The sequence below is a fragment of the Comamonadaceae bacterium OTU4NAUVB1 genome, assembly GCA_024372625.1.
Lineage (GTDB): Bacteria > Pseudomonadota > Gammaproteobacteria > Burkholderiales > Burkholderiaceae_C > Variovorax.
In genome coordinates, this window is the sequence record CP099604.1 from 145,097 (window position 1) to 160,182 (window position 15,086).

Annotated in this window: 15 protein-coding genes; 7 read left to right on the top strand and 8 right to left on the bottom strand. The window is 73.2% G+C overall.

Annotated elements, in window-relative coordinates:
- The first annotated feature begins 13 nt into the window (after nucleotides 1-13).
- Both NF681_02875 and NF681_02880 read left to right on the top strand, forming a co-directional pair.
- Nucleotides 14-274, top strand: a complete 261-nt coding sequence (locus tag NF681_02875) for a helix-turn-helix domain-containing protein (GenBank protein UST52624.1) — start codon at nucleotides 14-16, stop codon at nucleotides 272-274.
- Nucleotides 274-1,647 carry an insulinase family protein gene (locus tag NF681_02880; protein ID UST52625.1) on the top strand — a complete coding sequence of 458 codons (1,374 nt, stop codon included), beginning with the start codon at nucleotides 274-276 and terminating at the stop codon, nucleotides 1,645-1,647. Before NF681_02875 ends, NF681_02880 begins: the two co-directional genes overlap by 1 nt.
- Here the strand turns inward: NF681_02880 and NF681_02885 are convergent.
- Nucleotides 1,644-3,389, bottom strand: a complete 1,746-nt coding sequence (locus NF681_02885) for a glycoside hydrolase family 15 protein (protein ID UST52881.1) — start codon at nucleotides 3,387-3,389, stop codon at nucleotides 1,644-1,646. The two genes, NF681_02880 and NF681_02885, sit on opposite strands and share 4 nt — an antisense overlap.
- 79 nt (nucleotides 3,390-3,468) lie before the next feature.
- The gene (locus tag NF681_02890) at nucleotides 3,469-4,344 is read right to left on the bottom strand and encodes an SDR family oxidoreductase (GenBank protein ID UST52882.1); all 876 of its coding nucleotides are present in this window, start codon (nucleotides 4,342-4,344) and stop codon (nucleotides 3,469-3,471) included.
- Nucleotides 4,345-4,645: 301 nt separating this feature from the next.
- Here NF681_02890 and NF681_02895 point away from each other — a divergent pair, with 301 nt between their 5' ends.
- Nucleotides 4,646-5,995 carry an alpha/beta hydrolase gene (locus tag NF681_02895; GenBank protein ID UST52626.1) on the top strand — a complete coding sequence of 450 codons (1,350 nt, stop codon included), beginning with the start codon at nucleotides 4,646-4,648 and terminating at the stop codon, nucleotides 5,993-5,995.
- On the top strand, nucleotides 5,992-7,536 hold the full coding sequence (locus NF681_02900; protein ID UST52627.1) for a GMC family oxidoreductase: 1,545 nt from the start codon (nucleotides 5,992-5,994) through the stop codon (nucleotides 7,534-7,536). Before NF681_02895 ends, NF681_02900 begins: the two co-directional genes overlap by 4 nt.
- A gap of 25 nt (nucleotides 7,537-7,561) precedes the next feature.
- Here NF681_02900 and NF681_02905 read toward each other — a convergent pair whose 3' ends face one another.
- From NF681_02905 to NF681_02930, 6 genes are read right to left on the bottom strand one after another with little or no spacing between them, the layout of a single operon-like run.
- Nucleotides 7,562-8,065 carry an ureidoglycolate lyase gene (locus tag NF681_02905; protein UST52628.1) on the bottom strand — a complete coding sequence of 168 codons (504 nt, stop codon included), beginning with the start codon at nucleotides 8,063-8,065 and terminating at the stop codon, nucleotides 7,562-7,564.
- On the bottom strand, nucleotides 8,062-8,379 hold the full coding sequence (locus tag NF681_02910; GenBank protein UST52629.1) for a hypothetical protein: 318 nt from the start codon (nucleotides 8,377-8,379) through the stop codon (nucleotides 8,062-8,064). Before NF681_02910 ends, NF681_02905 begins: the two co-directional genes overlap by 4 nt.
- On the bottom strand, nucleotides 8,376-8,822 hold the full coding sequence (locus NF681_02915; protein ID UST52630.1) for a MaoC family dehydratase N-terminal domain-containing protein: 447 nt from the start codon (nucleotides 8,820-8,822) through the stop codon (nucleotides 8,376-8,378). Before NF681_02915 ends, NF681_02910 begins: the two co-directional genes overlap by 4 nt.
- A 19-nt stretch (nucleotides 8,823-8,841) precedes the next feature.
- Nucleotides 8,842-9,258 (bottom strand): hypothetical protein, encoded by a 417-nt coding sequence (locus NF681_02920; protein UST52631.1) that lies wholly within the window; start codon nucleotides 9,256-9,258, stop codon nucleotides 8,842-8,844.
- The gene (locus NF681_02925) at nucleotides 9,255-10,418 is read right to left on the bottom strand and encodes an acyl-CoA dehydrogenase family protein (GenBank protein ID UST52632.1); all 1,164 of its coding nucleotides are present in this window, start codon (nucleotides 10,416-10,418) and stop codon (nucleotides 9,255-9,257) included. The genes NF681_02920 and NF681_02925 overlap by 4 nt, the downstream gene beginning before the upstream one ends.
- Nucleotides 10,419-10,432: 14 nt before the next feature.
- Nucleotides 10,433-11,677 (bottom strand): CoA transferase, encoded by a 1,245-nt coding sequence (locus tag NF681_02930; GenBank protein ID UST52633.1) that lies wholly within the window; start codon nucleotides 11,675-11,677, stop codon nucleotides 10,433-10,435.
- Nucleotides 11,678-11,922: 245 nt separating this feature from the next.
- On the opposite strand from NF681_02930, the gene NF681_02935 reads away from it, so the two are divergent.
- Genes NF681_02935 through NF681_02945 form a run of 3 tightly spaced genes read left to right on the top strand, consistent with a single transcriptional unit; the run spans nucleotide 11,923 to nucleotide 15,070 of the window.
- Nucleotides 11,923-12,876, top strand: coding sequence for a dihydrodipicolinate synthase family protein (locus NF681_02935; protein UST52634.1), 954 nt, complete (start codon nucleotides 11,923-11,925; stop codon nucleotides 12,874-12,876).
- Nucleotides 12,873-14,291 carry a dihydropyrimidinase gene (gene hydA, locus NF681_02940; protein UST52635.1) on the top strand — a complete coding sequence of 473 codons (1,419 nt, stop codon included), beginning with the start codon at nucleotides 12,873-12,875 and terminating at the stop codon, nucleotides 14,289-14,291. Before NF681_02935 ends, hydA begins: the two co-directional genes overlap by 4 nt.
- A gap of 2 nt (nucleotides 14,292-14,293) precedes the next feature.
- Nucleotides 14,294-15,070 (top strand): aldolase/citrate lyase family protein, encoded by a 777-nt coding sequence (locus NF681_02945; protein ID UST52636.1) that lies wholly within the window; start codon nucleotides 14,294-14,296, stop codon nucleotides 15,068-15,070.
- Nucleotides 15,071-15,086 lie beyond the last annotated feature (16 nt).

Consider the following 15,086-nt stretch of genomic DNA (forward strand, 5'->3'; position numbering starts at 1 on the left):
GACAATCCCCGCCATGGCTCAAGGCAAGCGAATCTCGACGGACATCGGCGGCGACGCCGTGCGTGCAATCCTGGAACTGGGGGCGGCGGCGCGGCTCGCCCGGTCGGCCGCCGGCGAGGGCCAGGCCGCGGCGGCCGCGCGCCTGGGCGTGCACGTCCAGACCATCGGCCGCATCGAGGCGGGCGAGCCGGGCGTGGCCATCGGGCACGTGGTCGGCCTGCTCGCGCTCTACGGCATCGGCGTCGGCCCGCGCGCGCCGCAGGGCGCGGAATGATGGCCGCACCCCTCGCCGAAGCCACGGCCACCACCCTGCGCACGCTGCCGAACGGCGTCCGGCTGCTCGCCATCGCCATGCCCCAGGTGCGCAGCGCCAGCGTGGGGGTGTTCCTGCGCGTGGGCTCGCGCGAGGAGACGCCCGCGACCAACGGCATCGGCCACGTCCTGGAACACATGGCCTTCAAGGGCACCGCGACCCGCGACGTGCAGGCCATCAACCTGGACGCGGAACGCCTGGGCGCCGACGTCAACGCCTTCACCGGGAAGGACATGACGGGCTACTTCATGACCGGCCTGGGCCGCCACGCCGGGCAGTTGCTGGGCATGACCGCCGACATCGTCCTGAACGGCACCTTCCCGGCGCAGGAACTCCAGCGCGAACTGGAGGTGATCCGCCAGGAGGCCATCGAGTACGAGGAGGACCCGCAGGACAGCGCCGGCGACCTGCTCGACCGCGCGCTGTGGGGCGACGACCCGATGGGCATGCCGGTGATCGGCACCGTCGGCAACATCGAGGGCTTCACCCGGGACGATCTGGTGCGCCACGTGCGGACGCACCACGTGGCCGGCAAGACGGTCGTCGTGGCGGCGGGCAACTTCGACGTCGGGGCCTGGCTGGCGCAGGCCGAGACCCTCTTCGCCGCGATGCCCTCGGCGGGCGAGGCGTCCGCGCCGCGCCCGCCCGCGCCACCCGCGCCGCCGGCGCACGTCGGCCAGGCGCTGGCGCTGCGCTTCACGCAGGTCTCGCAGGTGTTCCTGAACGTCGCCTATCCGCTCGCGCCGGCGCGGGCGGAGGACCTGTCGGGCCAGCGCTGGCGGCTGGCGGCATCGCTGGCCGCCCACGTGTTCGGCGAGGGCATGTCCTCGCCCCTGGTCGACCGGGTCCGTGAACGCCTTGGCCTGGCCTACACGGCCTACGCCATGCTGGACGCCGGGGACGTGTGGGCCAGTTTCGTGGTGCACGCGGTGACCACGCCCGACAAGCTCGACGCGCTGGTGGCGGCCACGGGCGAACTGCTGCGCGCGCAGGCCCTGGCCATCGACCCGGTGCACCTGGAGCGGGCGAAGAACCAGCTCACCGTGGCGCGCGTGCGCGCCGGCGAACGCACCCACGCGACCATGGAGCAGGCGGTGGAGGAACTGTTCGCCAGCGGCAGCGTGACGCCGCTGGCCGCGTCCCTCGCGATGATCGAGGACATCGGCGCGGAGGAGGTGCGGGCGGTCTTCGAGCGCATGCTGGCGCGCGTCCCGGCGCTGGCCATCACCGGCAAGGGCGCCACCGCGCGGACCGCCCGGCGGCTGGCGGACCTGCTGGCCGACGGCGGCGAGGCGCCGGCCGTGCCGGCCACGGGGCGGGCGCGCCGCCGCTAGGGCGTGCGGGACAGGGTGTCGAGGGCCATGACGTGGGCCAGGTGCGACAGCCCCTGGGGCAGGTTGCCCTGCATCGCGCCGGTGCGCGGATCGACCATCTCGGCGAACACGCCGACGCCGCGCGCCAGGGCGGCCTCCAGCGCCCGGAGCTTCGCCAGCGCGGTCTCGCGCTGGCCCAGCAGGGCCCGCGCCTCCACCATCCAGAACGAGCACGCGACGAAACAGGCCTCCTCGTCGGCCACCCCGCTGTAGCGGTGGTGGAAGGCGCCGTGGCCGAGGTGCCGGTCGATGGCGTCCAGCGTCCTGGCCAGCCGCTCCGGGCCGTCGAAGCGGAAGCGCACGGCCAACGCCAGGGACGCGTCGAGTTTTTCCGAGCCCGGGTGGAACACGTAGGACTGGAGGGCCTCCGACCAGCAGTGCTCGCCGATCCAAGCCTCGATCCGGTCGCGCTCGCGGGACCAGCGGTCGCGGCAGGTGGTGGGCAACTGGCCCGCGTCGGCCAGCTCGACCGCGCGCGCGAGCGCCTGCCAGCAACTGACCTTCGAGTTCGTGTAGTGCTGCAGTTCGGCCAGCTCCCAGATGCCCGAGTCCTTCTGGCGCCAGCAGTCGGCGCACTGGTCAGCCAGCCGCGCCAGCAGTTCCGCGCTCGCGGCATCGAGGATGTTGCCGCCCTCGACGAAGCGCGAGGCGGTCTCGAAGATGTCGCCGAAGACGCCGTGCTGGCGCTGCGAGGTGGCGTCGTTGCCGACCCGCACCGGCGTGGAGCGCCGGTAGCCGGGGACGTCCACGGCCCTGGCCGGCGGCACCTCCCCGCCCTGCAGCGTGAAGCAGACGCGCGGGCCGTGCGCCTCCAGCCGCTTGAGCAGCCACGTGAACGCGGCCTTGGCCTCACCGAGCGCGCCGGCGGCCAGGAAGGCCTTGACCGTGTAGCCCGCGTCGCGCACCCAGGCGAACCGGTAGTCGTAGTTCTTGCCGCCGCCGATGCCCTCGGGCAGCGAGGTGGTGGCGGCCGCGGCGATCGCGCCGGTCGGCGAGTACAGCAGCAGCTTCAGCGCCAGCGCGCTGCGCAGGAACTGCGGCCGGGTGCCGGCCTCGTGCGCGAGGCCGCGCGCCCAGACCTTCCATTCGCGGTCGGACACCTCGATGCGCGCGTCCAGGTCCTCGATGGTCGGGATGACCAGCGGCTCGTCCTCGCCCGCGACCACGGCCACGATCTCGCGCGTGCCCGCGCCGACCTCCAGGGCACCGCGCGCGCCGTCGTCGAAGCGCTCCATGCGCACGCCCGGGCTGTGCAGCAGCACGCCCAGCACCCGCCCGACATGGAAGACCGGGTGGCGGCCGGTCGTGGAGTGGTAGGGGCTCACCACGTCCGCGCGCCGGCCGAACAGCACCCGCAGCTCGAACCGCACCGTGCCTTCCAGGCCCTCGACGCGCCGGGCGAGCTCGGCCCAGGGCAGGCGTCCGGCCGTGCCGCTATTGAGCGACTCGGTCAGCCGCGCGATGCCATCGGCCGTGACGAAGGTCGTCTCCAGCACGTTGCTGTCCGCGCGGTAGCGGTGCGTCGCGGTGAACGCCGCGCTGGGCGCGAGTTCGAACCGCCCGCCTTCCTCCGGATCGAGCAGCCGGTTGAACAGCGGCGGCGAATCGAGGTTGGGAACGCACCACCAGTCGATCGAGCCGTCGATGCCCGACAGCGCCACCGACCGGCCGTCGCCCAGAACGCCGTAACGCTCGAGCGGCAGGTAGCCGTCCACGCGCCGCGGCGCCTCCGGGCGGGCCGAGACCGTGTCGCCGCGCACGCCGGAGGAGTCCGCCAGGGCCTCAGGCGACACCGGCGCCGCCGGTCACGCCGAACACCTCGCCGCTGATGTAGCTGCCTTCCTGGCTGGCCAGCAGCACGTAGACCGGCGCGAGCTCCACCGGCTGGCCGGGACGGCCGAACGCGCTCTCGGCCCCGAACTTGGCGACCTTCTCGGGCGGCTGTCCGCCCGAGGCCTGCAGCGCCGTCCAGAACGGACCCGGCGCCACGACGTTGGCGCGGATGCCCTTCTCGATCAGCTGCTTGGCCAGCGCCTTGGTGTAGGCCACGATGCCCGCCTTGGTGGTCGCGTAGTCCAGCAGGATCGCCGAGGGCTCGTAGGCCTGGATAGACGCGGTGGTGATGACCGAGGCGCCGGGCGGCAGGTGCGGCACGGCCGCCTGCGCGATCCAGTGCATCGCGTAGAGGTTGGTCTTCATGGTCCGGTCGAAATCCTCCGACGTGACCTTGGAGATGTCCTCGCGGTTCTGCTGGCGTCCGGCGTTGATGACGAGGATGTCGAGACCGCCGAGCTGCCCGACCGTGCGGTCGACCAGCTCCCGGCACCAGGCCTCGTCGGTGATGTCGCCCGGCAGCGCGACGGCCTTGCGTCCTTCGGCCTCGATCAGCGCGATGACCTCGCGCGCATCGGCCGCCTCGCTCTCCAGGTAGGAGATGGCGACGTCGGCGCCTTCGCGCGCGAAGGCGATGGCCGCGGCCCGGCCGATGCCGCTGTCGCCGCCGGTGACGAGGGCCTTGCGGCCCTGGAGCCGGCCCGCGCCCCGGTAGCTGGTCTCGCCGTGGTCGGGCACCGGGTCCATTTGCGAGGCAATGCCGGGCGCCGGCTGTGGCTGGCGGGGGAAGGGAGGCTGGGGGTACTGGCTGCGGGGGTCCTGCATGGAAAGGCGATCTGACAAGGTGGTGCTCCGTCGGGGTTGAACGATGAGGGAATCGTCCCGACGCCGCTGCGCACCGGATGGCGGCCAACCGTGCGCCCGCGCGTAGGAGCGGGTCTGCGCTTGGGCAGGACGCCCGGACCCGTGAAGCCAGCCTGTCCACCTACCGCCGTATGGCCGATGCGTCGCTTCCGGCGGCGGGCGGGCGGGGCCCATCGTCGCGCGGTCCGTGCCGTCACACGGGTGCGACAACCGTGGCCCGACGTGGTCCGGGTCGCCCCCACCCACCTTCCAGACCGATCCAATGAACGACCGCCCCGTTTTCTTCATGCTCCATGCCCTCGGGGGCAGCGCGCGCGCCTGGGACGGCGTCGCCGCCGCGCTCGACCCCGGCTTCGAGGTCGTCGCGATCGACCTGCCCGGATTCGGCGACGCGCGGGACGCGTCCGACCTGGGCGTCGTCGACCTCGCCGACCACGTCGCCGCCATCGTGCGGGCGCGGGGCGCCGCCCGCTGGCTGCTGGTCGGCCACAGCCTGGGCGGCAAGATCGCCTCGATCGTCGCCGCGCGCGCCCTGGCCGGCGCGCCGGGGTTGTTCGGCCTGGCCGGCGTGGTGCTGCTGGCCGGGTCGCCGCCGTCGCCCGAGCCGATGGACGAGGACCGGCGCCGGACGATGATCGGCTGGGCGGCGCACGGACCGCTCGACGCCGATGCCGCCCGCGCTTTCGTGGACGGCAACGTCGGCGATCCGCTCGCGCCCGAGGCCGACCGGCTCGCCCTCGACGACCTGCGGCGCGCGTCGCCGGCGGCGTGGCTCGCCTGGCTCGAACGCGGCAGCCTGGAGGACTGGTCGGGCGAGGTCGGCCGGCTCGACCTGCCGGCGCTGATCGTCGTCGGCGCCACCGACGGCGACCTGGGCGAAGCCGGCCAGCGCGCGACCAACGCGACCGTCTACCCGCGCGCCGACATCGTGGTGGAGGCGGGCGCGGGTCACCTGCTGCCGCTGGAACGCCCGCGGCAGATCGCCGAGCGGCTCACGCGCTTCTGGCACGGGACGGCCGGCGTCGGGCCGGCGGTGCCCGAGGCCTTCGCCCGCCTGGTCGCGTCGGCCCGCGTGAGCCGCCGCACGCGCGCCGCGCTCGCGGTCCGGGCGCTGGCCGACGACGCCGGCTACCGGCCGCGCGTGCTGTCCGCGCCGCAGCTGGGCACCCTGCGCCAGCTGGCCGACGCCGTGGTGCCGCAGACCGGGTCGCCGATCGACCTGGCGGCGCGGATCGACGCGCAGCTCGCGGCGGGCAAGGCCGACGGCTGGCGCTTCGCGGACCTGCCGCCCGACCGCGAGGCCCATGCCCTGGCGCTCGACGCGCTGGCCGGCTTCGCCGCGCTCGGCGAGCCCGAACGCCACGCCCTCCTCACCCGCCTGGGCGAGGGGGCGTTCGACGGCGCGGCCCTGTCCGGGCCGCAGATGAAGCGCTGGTTCGAGGACCTGCGCGCCGACCTGGTGCGCCTCTGGCTGGCGCATCCCGCGGCCATGGCCCGCATCGGCTTCGACGGTTTCGCCAATGGCGGGGACGGTCCGCGCAAGCAGGGTTTCGAGCGGCTGGGCGCCGGCGAACGGGAAGCCTGGGAACCGGTGATGGAGGTGACGCGATGAAGCTCGATGCGATGCGCCTGCACGGCGGGGACGAGGTCGTGGACGCGGTGGTGATCGGCACCGGCGCCGGGGGCGCGCCGCTGCTCGCGAAGCTGGCCGCGCGCGGCCTCCGCGTGGTCGCGCTGGAAGCCGGCGACAACCGGGAACCGGGCGACCACACCGCCGACGAGGCCGAGGGCACGGACATCAACTGGATGGAGGAACGCCTGAGCGGCGGCGCCACCCCGACCGCGTTCGGCTCCAACAACAGCGGCACGGGCGTCGGCGGCTCGACCCTGCACTGGGGCGCCTTCACGCCGCGCCCCGATCCGCGCGACCTCCGGCTGCGCACGCTGACGGGGCAGGGCCACGACTGGCCGATCCCGCACGCGGAACTCGTCGGCTACATCGAGCAGGTCGAGCGCTTCATCGGCGTCTCCGGCCCGTCCCGCTATCCGTGGGACCCCGAGCGCACGTACCCGCTGCCGCCCGCCCGTCGCAACGCCTCGGCGGACATGATGGCGCGGGGCTGCGCCGCGCTGGGCATCCGCACCGCCGACGCGCCGGCCGCCCTGGTCTCGCGCGACTGGCAGCAGGAAGGCGGCGGACTGCGCCAGGCCTGCGTGAACTGCGGCTCCTGTCACCAGGGGTGCCGCAACGCCTCCAAGGGCAGCATGGACACGACCTACCTGCCATCGGCGGTCGCCCACGGCGCGGAGATCCGGCCCGGCTGCCGGGTCCACGGCATCGAGCGCGACGCCGCCGGACGCGTGACCGGCGTCGTCTACCGGCAACGCGGCGTCGACCGCCGGCAGCGCTGCGCGGCGCTGTTCGTCTGCGCCGGCGGCATCGAGACCCCGCGGCTCCTGCTGCACACCGGCCTGGCCAACGGCAGCGGCCAGGTCGGGCGCAACTTCATGGCGCACGGCGCGACCCAGGTCTGGGGCCGTTTCGACACCGAGATGCGCAGTCACCGGGGCTATCCGTCGTCGCTCCTGACCGAGGACACGCTGCGTCCGGCCGATGCCGACTTCGCGGGCGGCTACCTGATCCAGAGCCTGGGCGCCATGCCCGCCACGCTGGCGACCTCGATGGTGCGCGGCGCCGGGCTGTGGGGCCGGGCCCTGGTGGACGCGGTCGACGGGTACCGTTTCATGGCCGGCGTCGGCATCAACGCCGAGTGCCTGCCCGCCGACGGCAACCGGCTCGAACTCTCGGACGAGCGCGACGCCTTCGGCATGCCCAAGGCGGTCGTCAGCTTCAGCGCCGGCGCCAACGAAGCGGCGATCGACCGGCACGCGACGCGCACGATGCGCCGGATCGTCGAGGCGGCGGGCGCCAGCGCGACCATGGTGCTGCAGCGCACCGCGCACACCATCGGCACCTGCCGCATGGGCACCGACCCGGAGACCGCCGTGGTGGACGCCGACGGCCGCAGCTTCGACATCGACAACCTGTGGATCTGCGACAACTCGGTGTTCCCGAGCTCGCTCGTCGCCAACCCGGCGCTGACCATCATGGCGCTGTCGCTGCGCACCGCGGAGCGCTTCCTGGCGGCCTGAGGGGCGGGGCGGTCCGGCGCCCGGCTCAGTCCGCCGCCGGCGACCATTCGACGAACACGGCGTCGTCGAACGGGCATTCCTCCAGGTTCGCCCCCGGGCCGCCCCGGTCCACCACGATGAAGTCGCGCACCGCGTCCAGCACGATCAGCGGGTGGTGCCAGACGTTGCGCGCGTAGTTCACGCCCTGCCAGCCGTGGGTGACGAAGGCCTGAGGGGGGCCGGGACGCCCGCCCGCGTCGGGCGCCACCACGATCAGGCAGGGCGCCGGGTCCAGGGGCAGGAAGGCCTGCGACCCCAGCGGATGGCGCTCCATCAGCCGCAGCCGCACGGGCGCCGCCTGCGGCCGGGCGCGGAACACGTTGAGCAGCGTGCGGCCGCCCTCGGCGGCGACGTCCACGCTGGCGAGGTCGTGGAAACGGGTCGTCGTGCCCGCGTTGATGACCTGCTGACGGGCGTGCGCCAGCTCGACGACGTCGCCGAACGCGGCGAAGGCCGCGGCGTCGAGCGGGCGGGGCCGCAGGATCCTCATGTCGCGCCGCCGGCGGCGGGGCCGAGCGGGGCGAAGCGCTGCCGCGCGAAGTTGGCGACGTGCGGCGCGAAGCCCATGAAGCCCTTGACGGCGTGGAACTCCGGCGTGTCGTAGACCCAGTCGCCGGCCACTTCGTACAGGGCCGCGTACTTCGGCCCGCCCTCCAGCGAGACGAAGCGCCGCGCCGACAGCCAACCCGGACACGCCAGCAGGGCCGGCACGTGCACCGTGTCGTACCAGTGGTTGAAGGCCGCCTCGTGCGCCGGATCGACGTCCACGCGCACCAGGTGCAGCTGCGGCGCGGCGGCGCTCATGGCGCGGCCTCCACCGGCGGCCTCTGGCGCGGGAACTTCAGCGTCGCCTCGACCTTGAGCACCTGCTGGCCGCGCTCGTTGGTCGCGCTGGCCTGCCACACGACGCTGCGCGTGCGCGGGTTCATCTGGGCGATCCAGACCTTGAAGTCGAGCGTGTCGTCGTAGAACACCGGGCCGGTGAACCAGAAGCGGTCCTCGATCGACACGCCCAGCGTGCCGGCGAGTTCGGCCGACAGGACGCTGGTGCAGATGCCCGCGACCAGGATGCCCGGGGCCAGGCGCCGGCCGAAGCGTGTCGTCTCCGCGTAGCTTTCGTCGACGTGCACGGGACCGAAGTCGCCCGTGGCGGCGATGTAGAGCGCGCCGTCGGCCTCGGTGATGGTCTTGCGCACCGACACGGTCTCGCCCAGGCGCAGGCGGTCGAAGGACTTGAGTTCGTACATGGACGCGGCCCTCCGGTCGTCAGTCGCGCGGCCGCGCGGCGTGCACGGGCACCAGCGTGGCGGTGCCCCGGACCGTCACCTCGCCGTCGGCGGTGGTGCAGCGCACGTCGAACGCGGCCCGGGTCGCGGTGGCTTCCAGCACCTCGACGCGCGACTCGATCGTCTCGCCCACCAGCACCGGCCGCGTGAAATCGATCGCCAGCCCGCCCAGGCGCCAGCCCGGCCCGGCCAGGCGGTCGAGCGCCGTGGTCGCCAGCGCCACCGCGATCAGCTCGAACGCCAGCGCCTGCGCGAAGCCGGCCTCGGCGGCGGCGCGCCGGTCGACGTGCAGCGGCGCCATGTTGCCGCTGATGCCGGTGTACATCGCCTGCTCGGCGACGGTGAGCGTCTTGCGGAACGACAGGTGGTCGCCGACTCGGAGCGCGGCCGGGGTCACAGAGCGAGCCCGTTCCTGATGACCGCCTTGGCGATCAGCATGCGGTGGATCTCGGACGTGCCGTCGTACAGGCGCGTGACGCGGCTGTCGCGGTAGATGCGCTCGAGCGGCAGCTCCTTGCAGAAGCCCATGCCGCCGAAGACCTGGATGCCCCGGTCGGCCACGCGGCCGATCATCTCGGAGGCGTGGAGCTTGACCATCGAGACCTTGTCGCGCGGATCGCGCCCCTGATCGAGCTCCCAGGCGGTATTGAGCACCATCATCCGCGTCGCGAAGATCTCGGTGGCCGAGTCCGCGATCATCTGCTGCACCATCTGGAAGTCGCCGATCGGCTGGCCGAACTGGCGGCGCTCGCCCGCGTGGACCCGCATCATCTCCAGCACCCGGGACGCCATGCCGACCGCGCGCGCGCCGATGTGCGCGAGGCGGATGCCCGCCACGCTGTTCATGATCAGCCGGAAGCCGCCGCCGACCTCGCCGAGCACCGCGTCGGCCGGGATGGCGCAGCCCTCGAACGACAGCTCGGCGTGGCCGTAGCCACGGTGGCCCATCATCGGCTGCACCCGCGCGACGTGGAAGCCCGGCGTGCCCTTGTCCACCAGGAACAGCGTGATGCCGCCGCGCGCGCGCTTCTCGCGGTCGGTCAGCGCCATCACGATCACGTAGTCGGCGATGTCGCCGTCGCTGATGAAGTGCTTGCCGCCGTCGAGGATCCAGCGGTCGCCCTCGCGCCGGGCGGTGGTCGAGATCGACGCCGCGTCGGAGCCCGCGCCGGGTTCGGTGATGGCCATGGCGCAGATCTTCTCGCCCTTGACGGTGGGCAGCAGGTAGCGCCCGCGCTGGTCGGCGTCGCAGGCCAGCAGCATCGGATAGACCTGGCCGAACACGCGCCGGATCAGCGCGTCGGAGGTCTTGCCCAGCTCCTCCTCGACCAGGCAGGTGGTCACGTGGTCGAGGCCGCCACCGCCGCAGGACTCGGGCATGTTCATGGCGAACAGGCCCAGTTCCTGCGCCTTGGCGCGCACGCGCGCCAAGGCCTCGGGCGGCACGTGGCCCAGGGCCTCGGTCTCGTTCTCGAGCGGCTGCACCTCGTGGGTGACGAAGCGGCGCACGGTGTCCAGGAGCAGCTGGGTGTCGGGCGGGATGGAGAAATCGAACATGGCGGGGCGGTCGGTCAGGAGGAAGCGGGCGCGGCGGGCGTGAGGGGGGCGGTGGGCGCGGCGGCGGCGCGAGCGGCCGGCGGTTCGCCGACGGTGCGGGCGGCGATCAGCGCGTCGATCGCCGCGTCGCCGTAACCGAGTTCGCCGAGCACGTCGCGCGTCTGCTGGCCCAGGCGCTGCGGCGCCCAGCGCACGGCCGGGGCCTGGCCGTCGTAGCGCAGCGGGTGGTTGAGCAGCGTGATCGGCGCGCCCTCGACGCTCTCGGCGTCGATGAAGACGCCCAGGTGGGCGAGCTGCGGGTCGTCGCGCAGCTGGTCGTAGTCCTGCACCGGCATGTGCCAGATGCCGCGCGCGGCGAGCAGCGGCAGCCACTGCGCGGTGGTGCGATCGGGCAGTCGCGCCGCGACCAGGCGGGTGATCTCGGCGCTGTGCGCGAAGCTGTCGGCGGTGTCGAATCCGGCCAGCGCGGGCAGGTCCAGCGCGACCGCCAGGTCGGCCGGCGCCGCCATCGAGATCGCCAGGTGGCCGTCGGCCGTCGCGTGGATGCCCGAGGGCCCCGAGCCGCACCAGCTGGCCAGCCCGTGCGGACCGCGCGAGGTGGCCGAGCGCGCGCCGTTCATCCAGGCCGTCATCGATTCGGCCTGCAGGTCGATGGCCGACTGCAGCAGGCTGCCCTCGACCCGGCGGCCTTCGCCGGTGCGTTCGCGCGCCAGCAGGGCCGCGAGGATGCCCATGGCCAGCAGCGAGGCGGCGTGCTGATCGACGATCACCGGCCCGGCCGGGGTGGGCGGACCGTCGGCGCGGCCGGTGCGAGCGGCGAAGCCCGAGCGCGCCTGCAGCAGCAGGTCCTGCCCCGGCAGGTCGCGGTCGGGGCCGCTCGCGCCGTAGCCGCTGACCGACGCGTAGACGATGCGCGGATTGAAGGCCCTGACCTGTTCGTGGCCCAGGCCCAGGCGCTCCATGGCGCCGGGCCGGAAGTTCTCCATCAGGACGTCGGCGTCCTCGACCAGGCGGCGCGCGACGGCCTTGCCGTCGGCGGACTTCATGTCCAGCGCCAGGCTGCGCTTGTTGCGTCCGGTGGTCAGCAGGTTGACGCTCTGGCCGGCGACGAAATGGTTGGCCACCGCCCAGTTGCGGTGGAACGCGCCGTCCAGCGGCTCCACCGCGATCACGTCCGCGCCCATGTCGGCCAGCAGCTGCGCGGCCATCGGCCCGGCGTGGAAGTGGTTGAAGCTGATGACCTTGAAGCCCGAGAGCATGCGTGTTCCTGAGGTGCGTTGCGGCGGTTTCAGGATAGGCGCGGGGCGGCGCGAACGGACCGGGACGGCCTATTCAATAACCGGCGGGGACTATCAGCGCGCCGCATAGCGTCGCGCGGTGCCGCGCAGTGCCGCGCAGTGCCGCTCGGGCTATTCGGCGTGCTTATAGTCGGCGCCCCAAAACGCATGGTCGGCGCCGCGCGGGCGCGACTAAGGTGGGCGCCACCCTTTCTCGCGGACCGCCCATGCCCTCCCACGATCCCGATCGCTTCCGCGGCGTCCATGCCGCCACCGTGTGCCCCTTGCGCGAGGACGGCGCCATCGACGAGGACGCGCTGGCCGCGCACCTGTCTCGCGTCGCGCGCACCGACGGCATCGCCGGCCTGCTGATCAACGGCCACGCCGGCGAGAACTTCATGTTCGGGCGCGCCGACAAGCGCCGCGTCGTCGAGATCGCGCGCGCCGCCTGTCCGGCCTGCACGCTGCTGGTGTGCGGCATCAACGCCGAGGACAGCCTGGAGGCGCAGCGCCACGTCGACGACGCCGAGGCCGCCGGCGCCGACGCGGTGCTGGTCTTCCCGCCGTTCTCCTGGGCGCTGTCGCAGGACGCGGAGGTGGCCGTGCGCCACCACGCGATCGCCACCGCGAACGGCACGCTGCCGGTGTTCCTCTACCAGGCCGGCGTGCGGGCCGGCGCGCTCGGCTACGCGGCCGAAGTGCTGGCGCGGCTGGTGCGGCTGCCGCGCGTGGTCGGCGTCAAGGAGGGCAGCTGGGAGAGCGCCGCCTACGAGGCCAACCTGCGCCTGGTGAACCGCGTGGCGCCGGAGGTGCTGGTGATGGCCTCGGGCGACGAGCACCTGATGACCTGCTTCGCGGTCGGCACGACCGGCACGCTGGTCAGCCTGGCCTGCGTCGCGCCGGAACTGGTGGTGGGGCTCTACCGCGCGATGCAGGCGAACGATCTGCCGGCCGCGCGCGCCTTGAACGAGCGCATCTACCCCCTGGCGAAGGCGATCTACGGCACCGCCCCCGGCGGCCACGCCAACGCGCGCCTGAAGACCTGCCTGAAGCTGCTCGGTCACATCCCGAGCGATGCGATGCGCCCGCCGATGGGACCGCTGGCGGCCGACGAGGTCGCGATGCTGGCGCACGCCCTGGCCGCCGCCGGCCTGCCGACGGTCGAGGGCGTCGCCGCATGACCGCCCCCCGCACCCTGATCCGCAACGGCCGCGTCGTGACGGCCGTGGACGACTACCACGCCGACGTGCTGCTGGAGGACGGCCGGATCGCGACGATCGGGCGTCGGCTCGACGCCGGCCCCGACACGCGCGTCGTCGATGCGACCGGCCTGCTGGTGCTGCCCGGCGGCGTCGATTGCCACACCCACCTGGACAACACGTTCGGCGACTCCACCACCTGCGACGACTACGAGTCGGGCACGCGCGCGGCGGCCTTCGGCGGCACCACGACCATCATCGACTTCGCCTTCCAGGGCAGGCACGAAGGCCCGCTCGACGCCATCGCGCGCACGCAGGCGCGCGCGGCGATCGGCGCGGGCATCGACTACGGCTTCCACGTCATCCTCACGCACGTCGACGACGCCGTGCTGGGCGACATGAAGCACGCGATCCGCCACGAGGGCGTGAGCAGCTTCAAGATGTTCATGGCCTACCCCGGCAGCGTGATGGTCGACGACGCCGCCATCTTCCAGGCCATGCGCCTGGTGGGCGAGCACGGCGGCATGGTCGCGCTGCACGCGGAGAACGGCAACGTCATCGAGCTGCTGATCCGCGAGGCGCTGGCCAAGGGCCACACCTCGCCGCGCCACCACGCGCTCACGCGCCCGGCCATCCTGGAGGGCGAGGCCACGCACCGGGGCATCAAGCTGGCGGAGCTGGCCAACGCGCCGGTGTATTTCGTTCACCTGTCGGCGCGCGAGGCGCTCAAGCACGTGGTGGAGGCGCGCGACGCCGGCATCCCGGTGTTCGCCGAGACCTGCCCGCACTACCTGTTCTTCGACGATTCGGTCTACGACAGCGACGACTTCTCGGTGGCCAAGCACGTGATGACGCCGCCGCTGCGCGACAAGCGCTCGCAGGACGCGCTGTGGACCGCGCTGAAGACCGACGACCTGCAGATCGTCTCGACCGACCACTGCCCGTTCTGCATGAAGGAGGGCCACATGGGGCGCGTGCACCAGAAGGAGCATGGCCGCCACGACTTCTCCAAGATCCCCAACGGCGCGCCCGGCATCGAGACGCGCATGACGGTGATCTACGACGGCGGCGTGCGCACCAAGCGCATCTCGCTCAACCGCTTCGTCGAACTGACCGCCACGGCGCCGGCCAAGCTCTTCGGCCTGTTCCCGAAGAAGGGGACCATCGCGGTGGGCAGCGACGCCGACCTCGTGCTGTTCGACCCCGACGGCGCGCAGACGATCTCGGCCCACACGCACCACAGCAACGTCGACTACAGCCTGTTCGAAGGCAAGCATGTGCACGGCGTGGTGAAGAAGGTGTTCTCGCGCGGCGAGCTCATCGTCGACGGCGAGCAGTGGCTGGGCCGGCCGGGGCGCGGCCAATTCCAGGTGCGCGGTGAAGTCGGGGGCTACTGACCATGAGGGTTCGACCGAACGTGGCGCGCCGCCGACTGGAAGCCGGCGAGACCGTGCTGGGCATGGGCGTGCAGCAGGTCACGGGCTCGGCCGTGGCGGGCCTGGCGCTGCGCTGCGGCTTCGACTTTCTCTTCATCGACATCGAGCATTCGCCGGTCGACGCGGCGGCGGCAGCCAACATCGCCGCGGCCGCGTTGCCGCTGGGCATCGCACCGCTGGTGCGCGTGCCGGGCAAGAACTCGCCCGACATCTCGCGCCTGCTCGACGGCGGCGCGCAGGGCATCGTGGTGCCGCACGTCGACGATGCGGACGAGGCGGCGGCCGCGGTGCGCGCCTGCAAGTACCCGCCCTTGGGCATGCGCTCCTTCTTCGGGCTGCAGCCGCATTTCGACTACGCGCGGCATCCGGCGCCGCAGGCCATGGCGGCAGCGAACGACGAGCTGCTCTGCATCGTGATGCTCGAATCGCCGCGCGCCATCGCCAATGCCGACAGCATCGCGGCGGTGCCGGGTGTGGATGTGCTGCTGATCGGCAGCAACGACCTCTCGCTCGAACTCGGCATCCCGGGTCAGCTGCAGGACCCGGCGGTCGAGTCGGCTTTCGCGGCCGTCATCGCGGCCTGCGAGGCGCACGGCAAGCACGCGGGGCTGGCCGGCATCGTCGACCCAGCGCTGCTACGCCGTCACATCGAAGCCGGCGTGCGCTTCGTGCTGACCAGCAACGACATCGACCTGCTGCTGGCCGCCGGCGAGGCACGGGTGGCGGCGCTGCGCGGCTGAGGACCGGGCGCGGTCC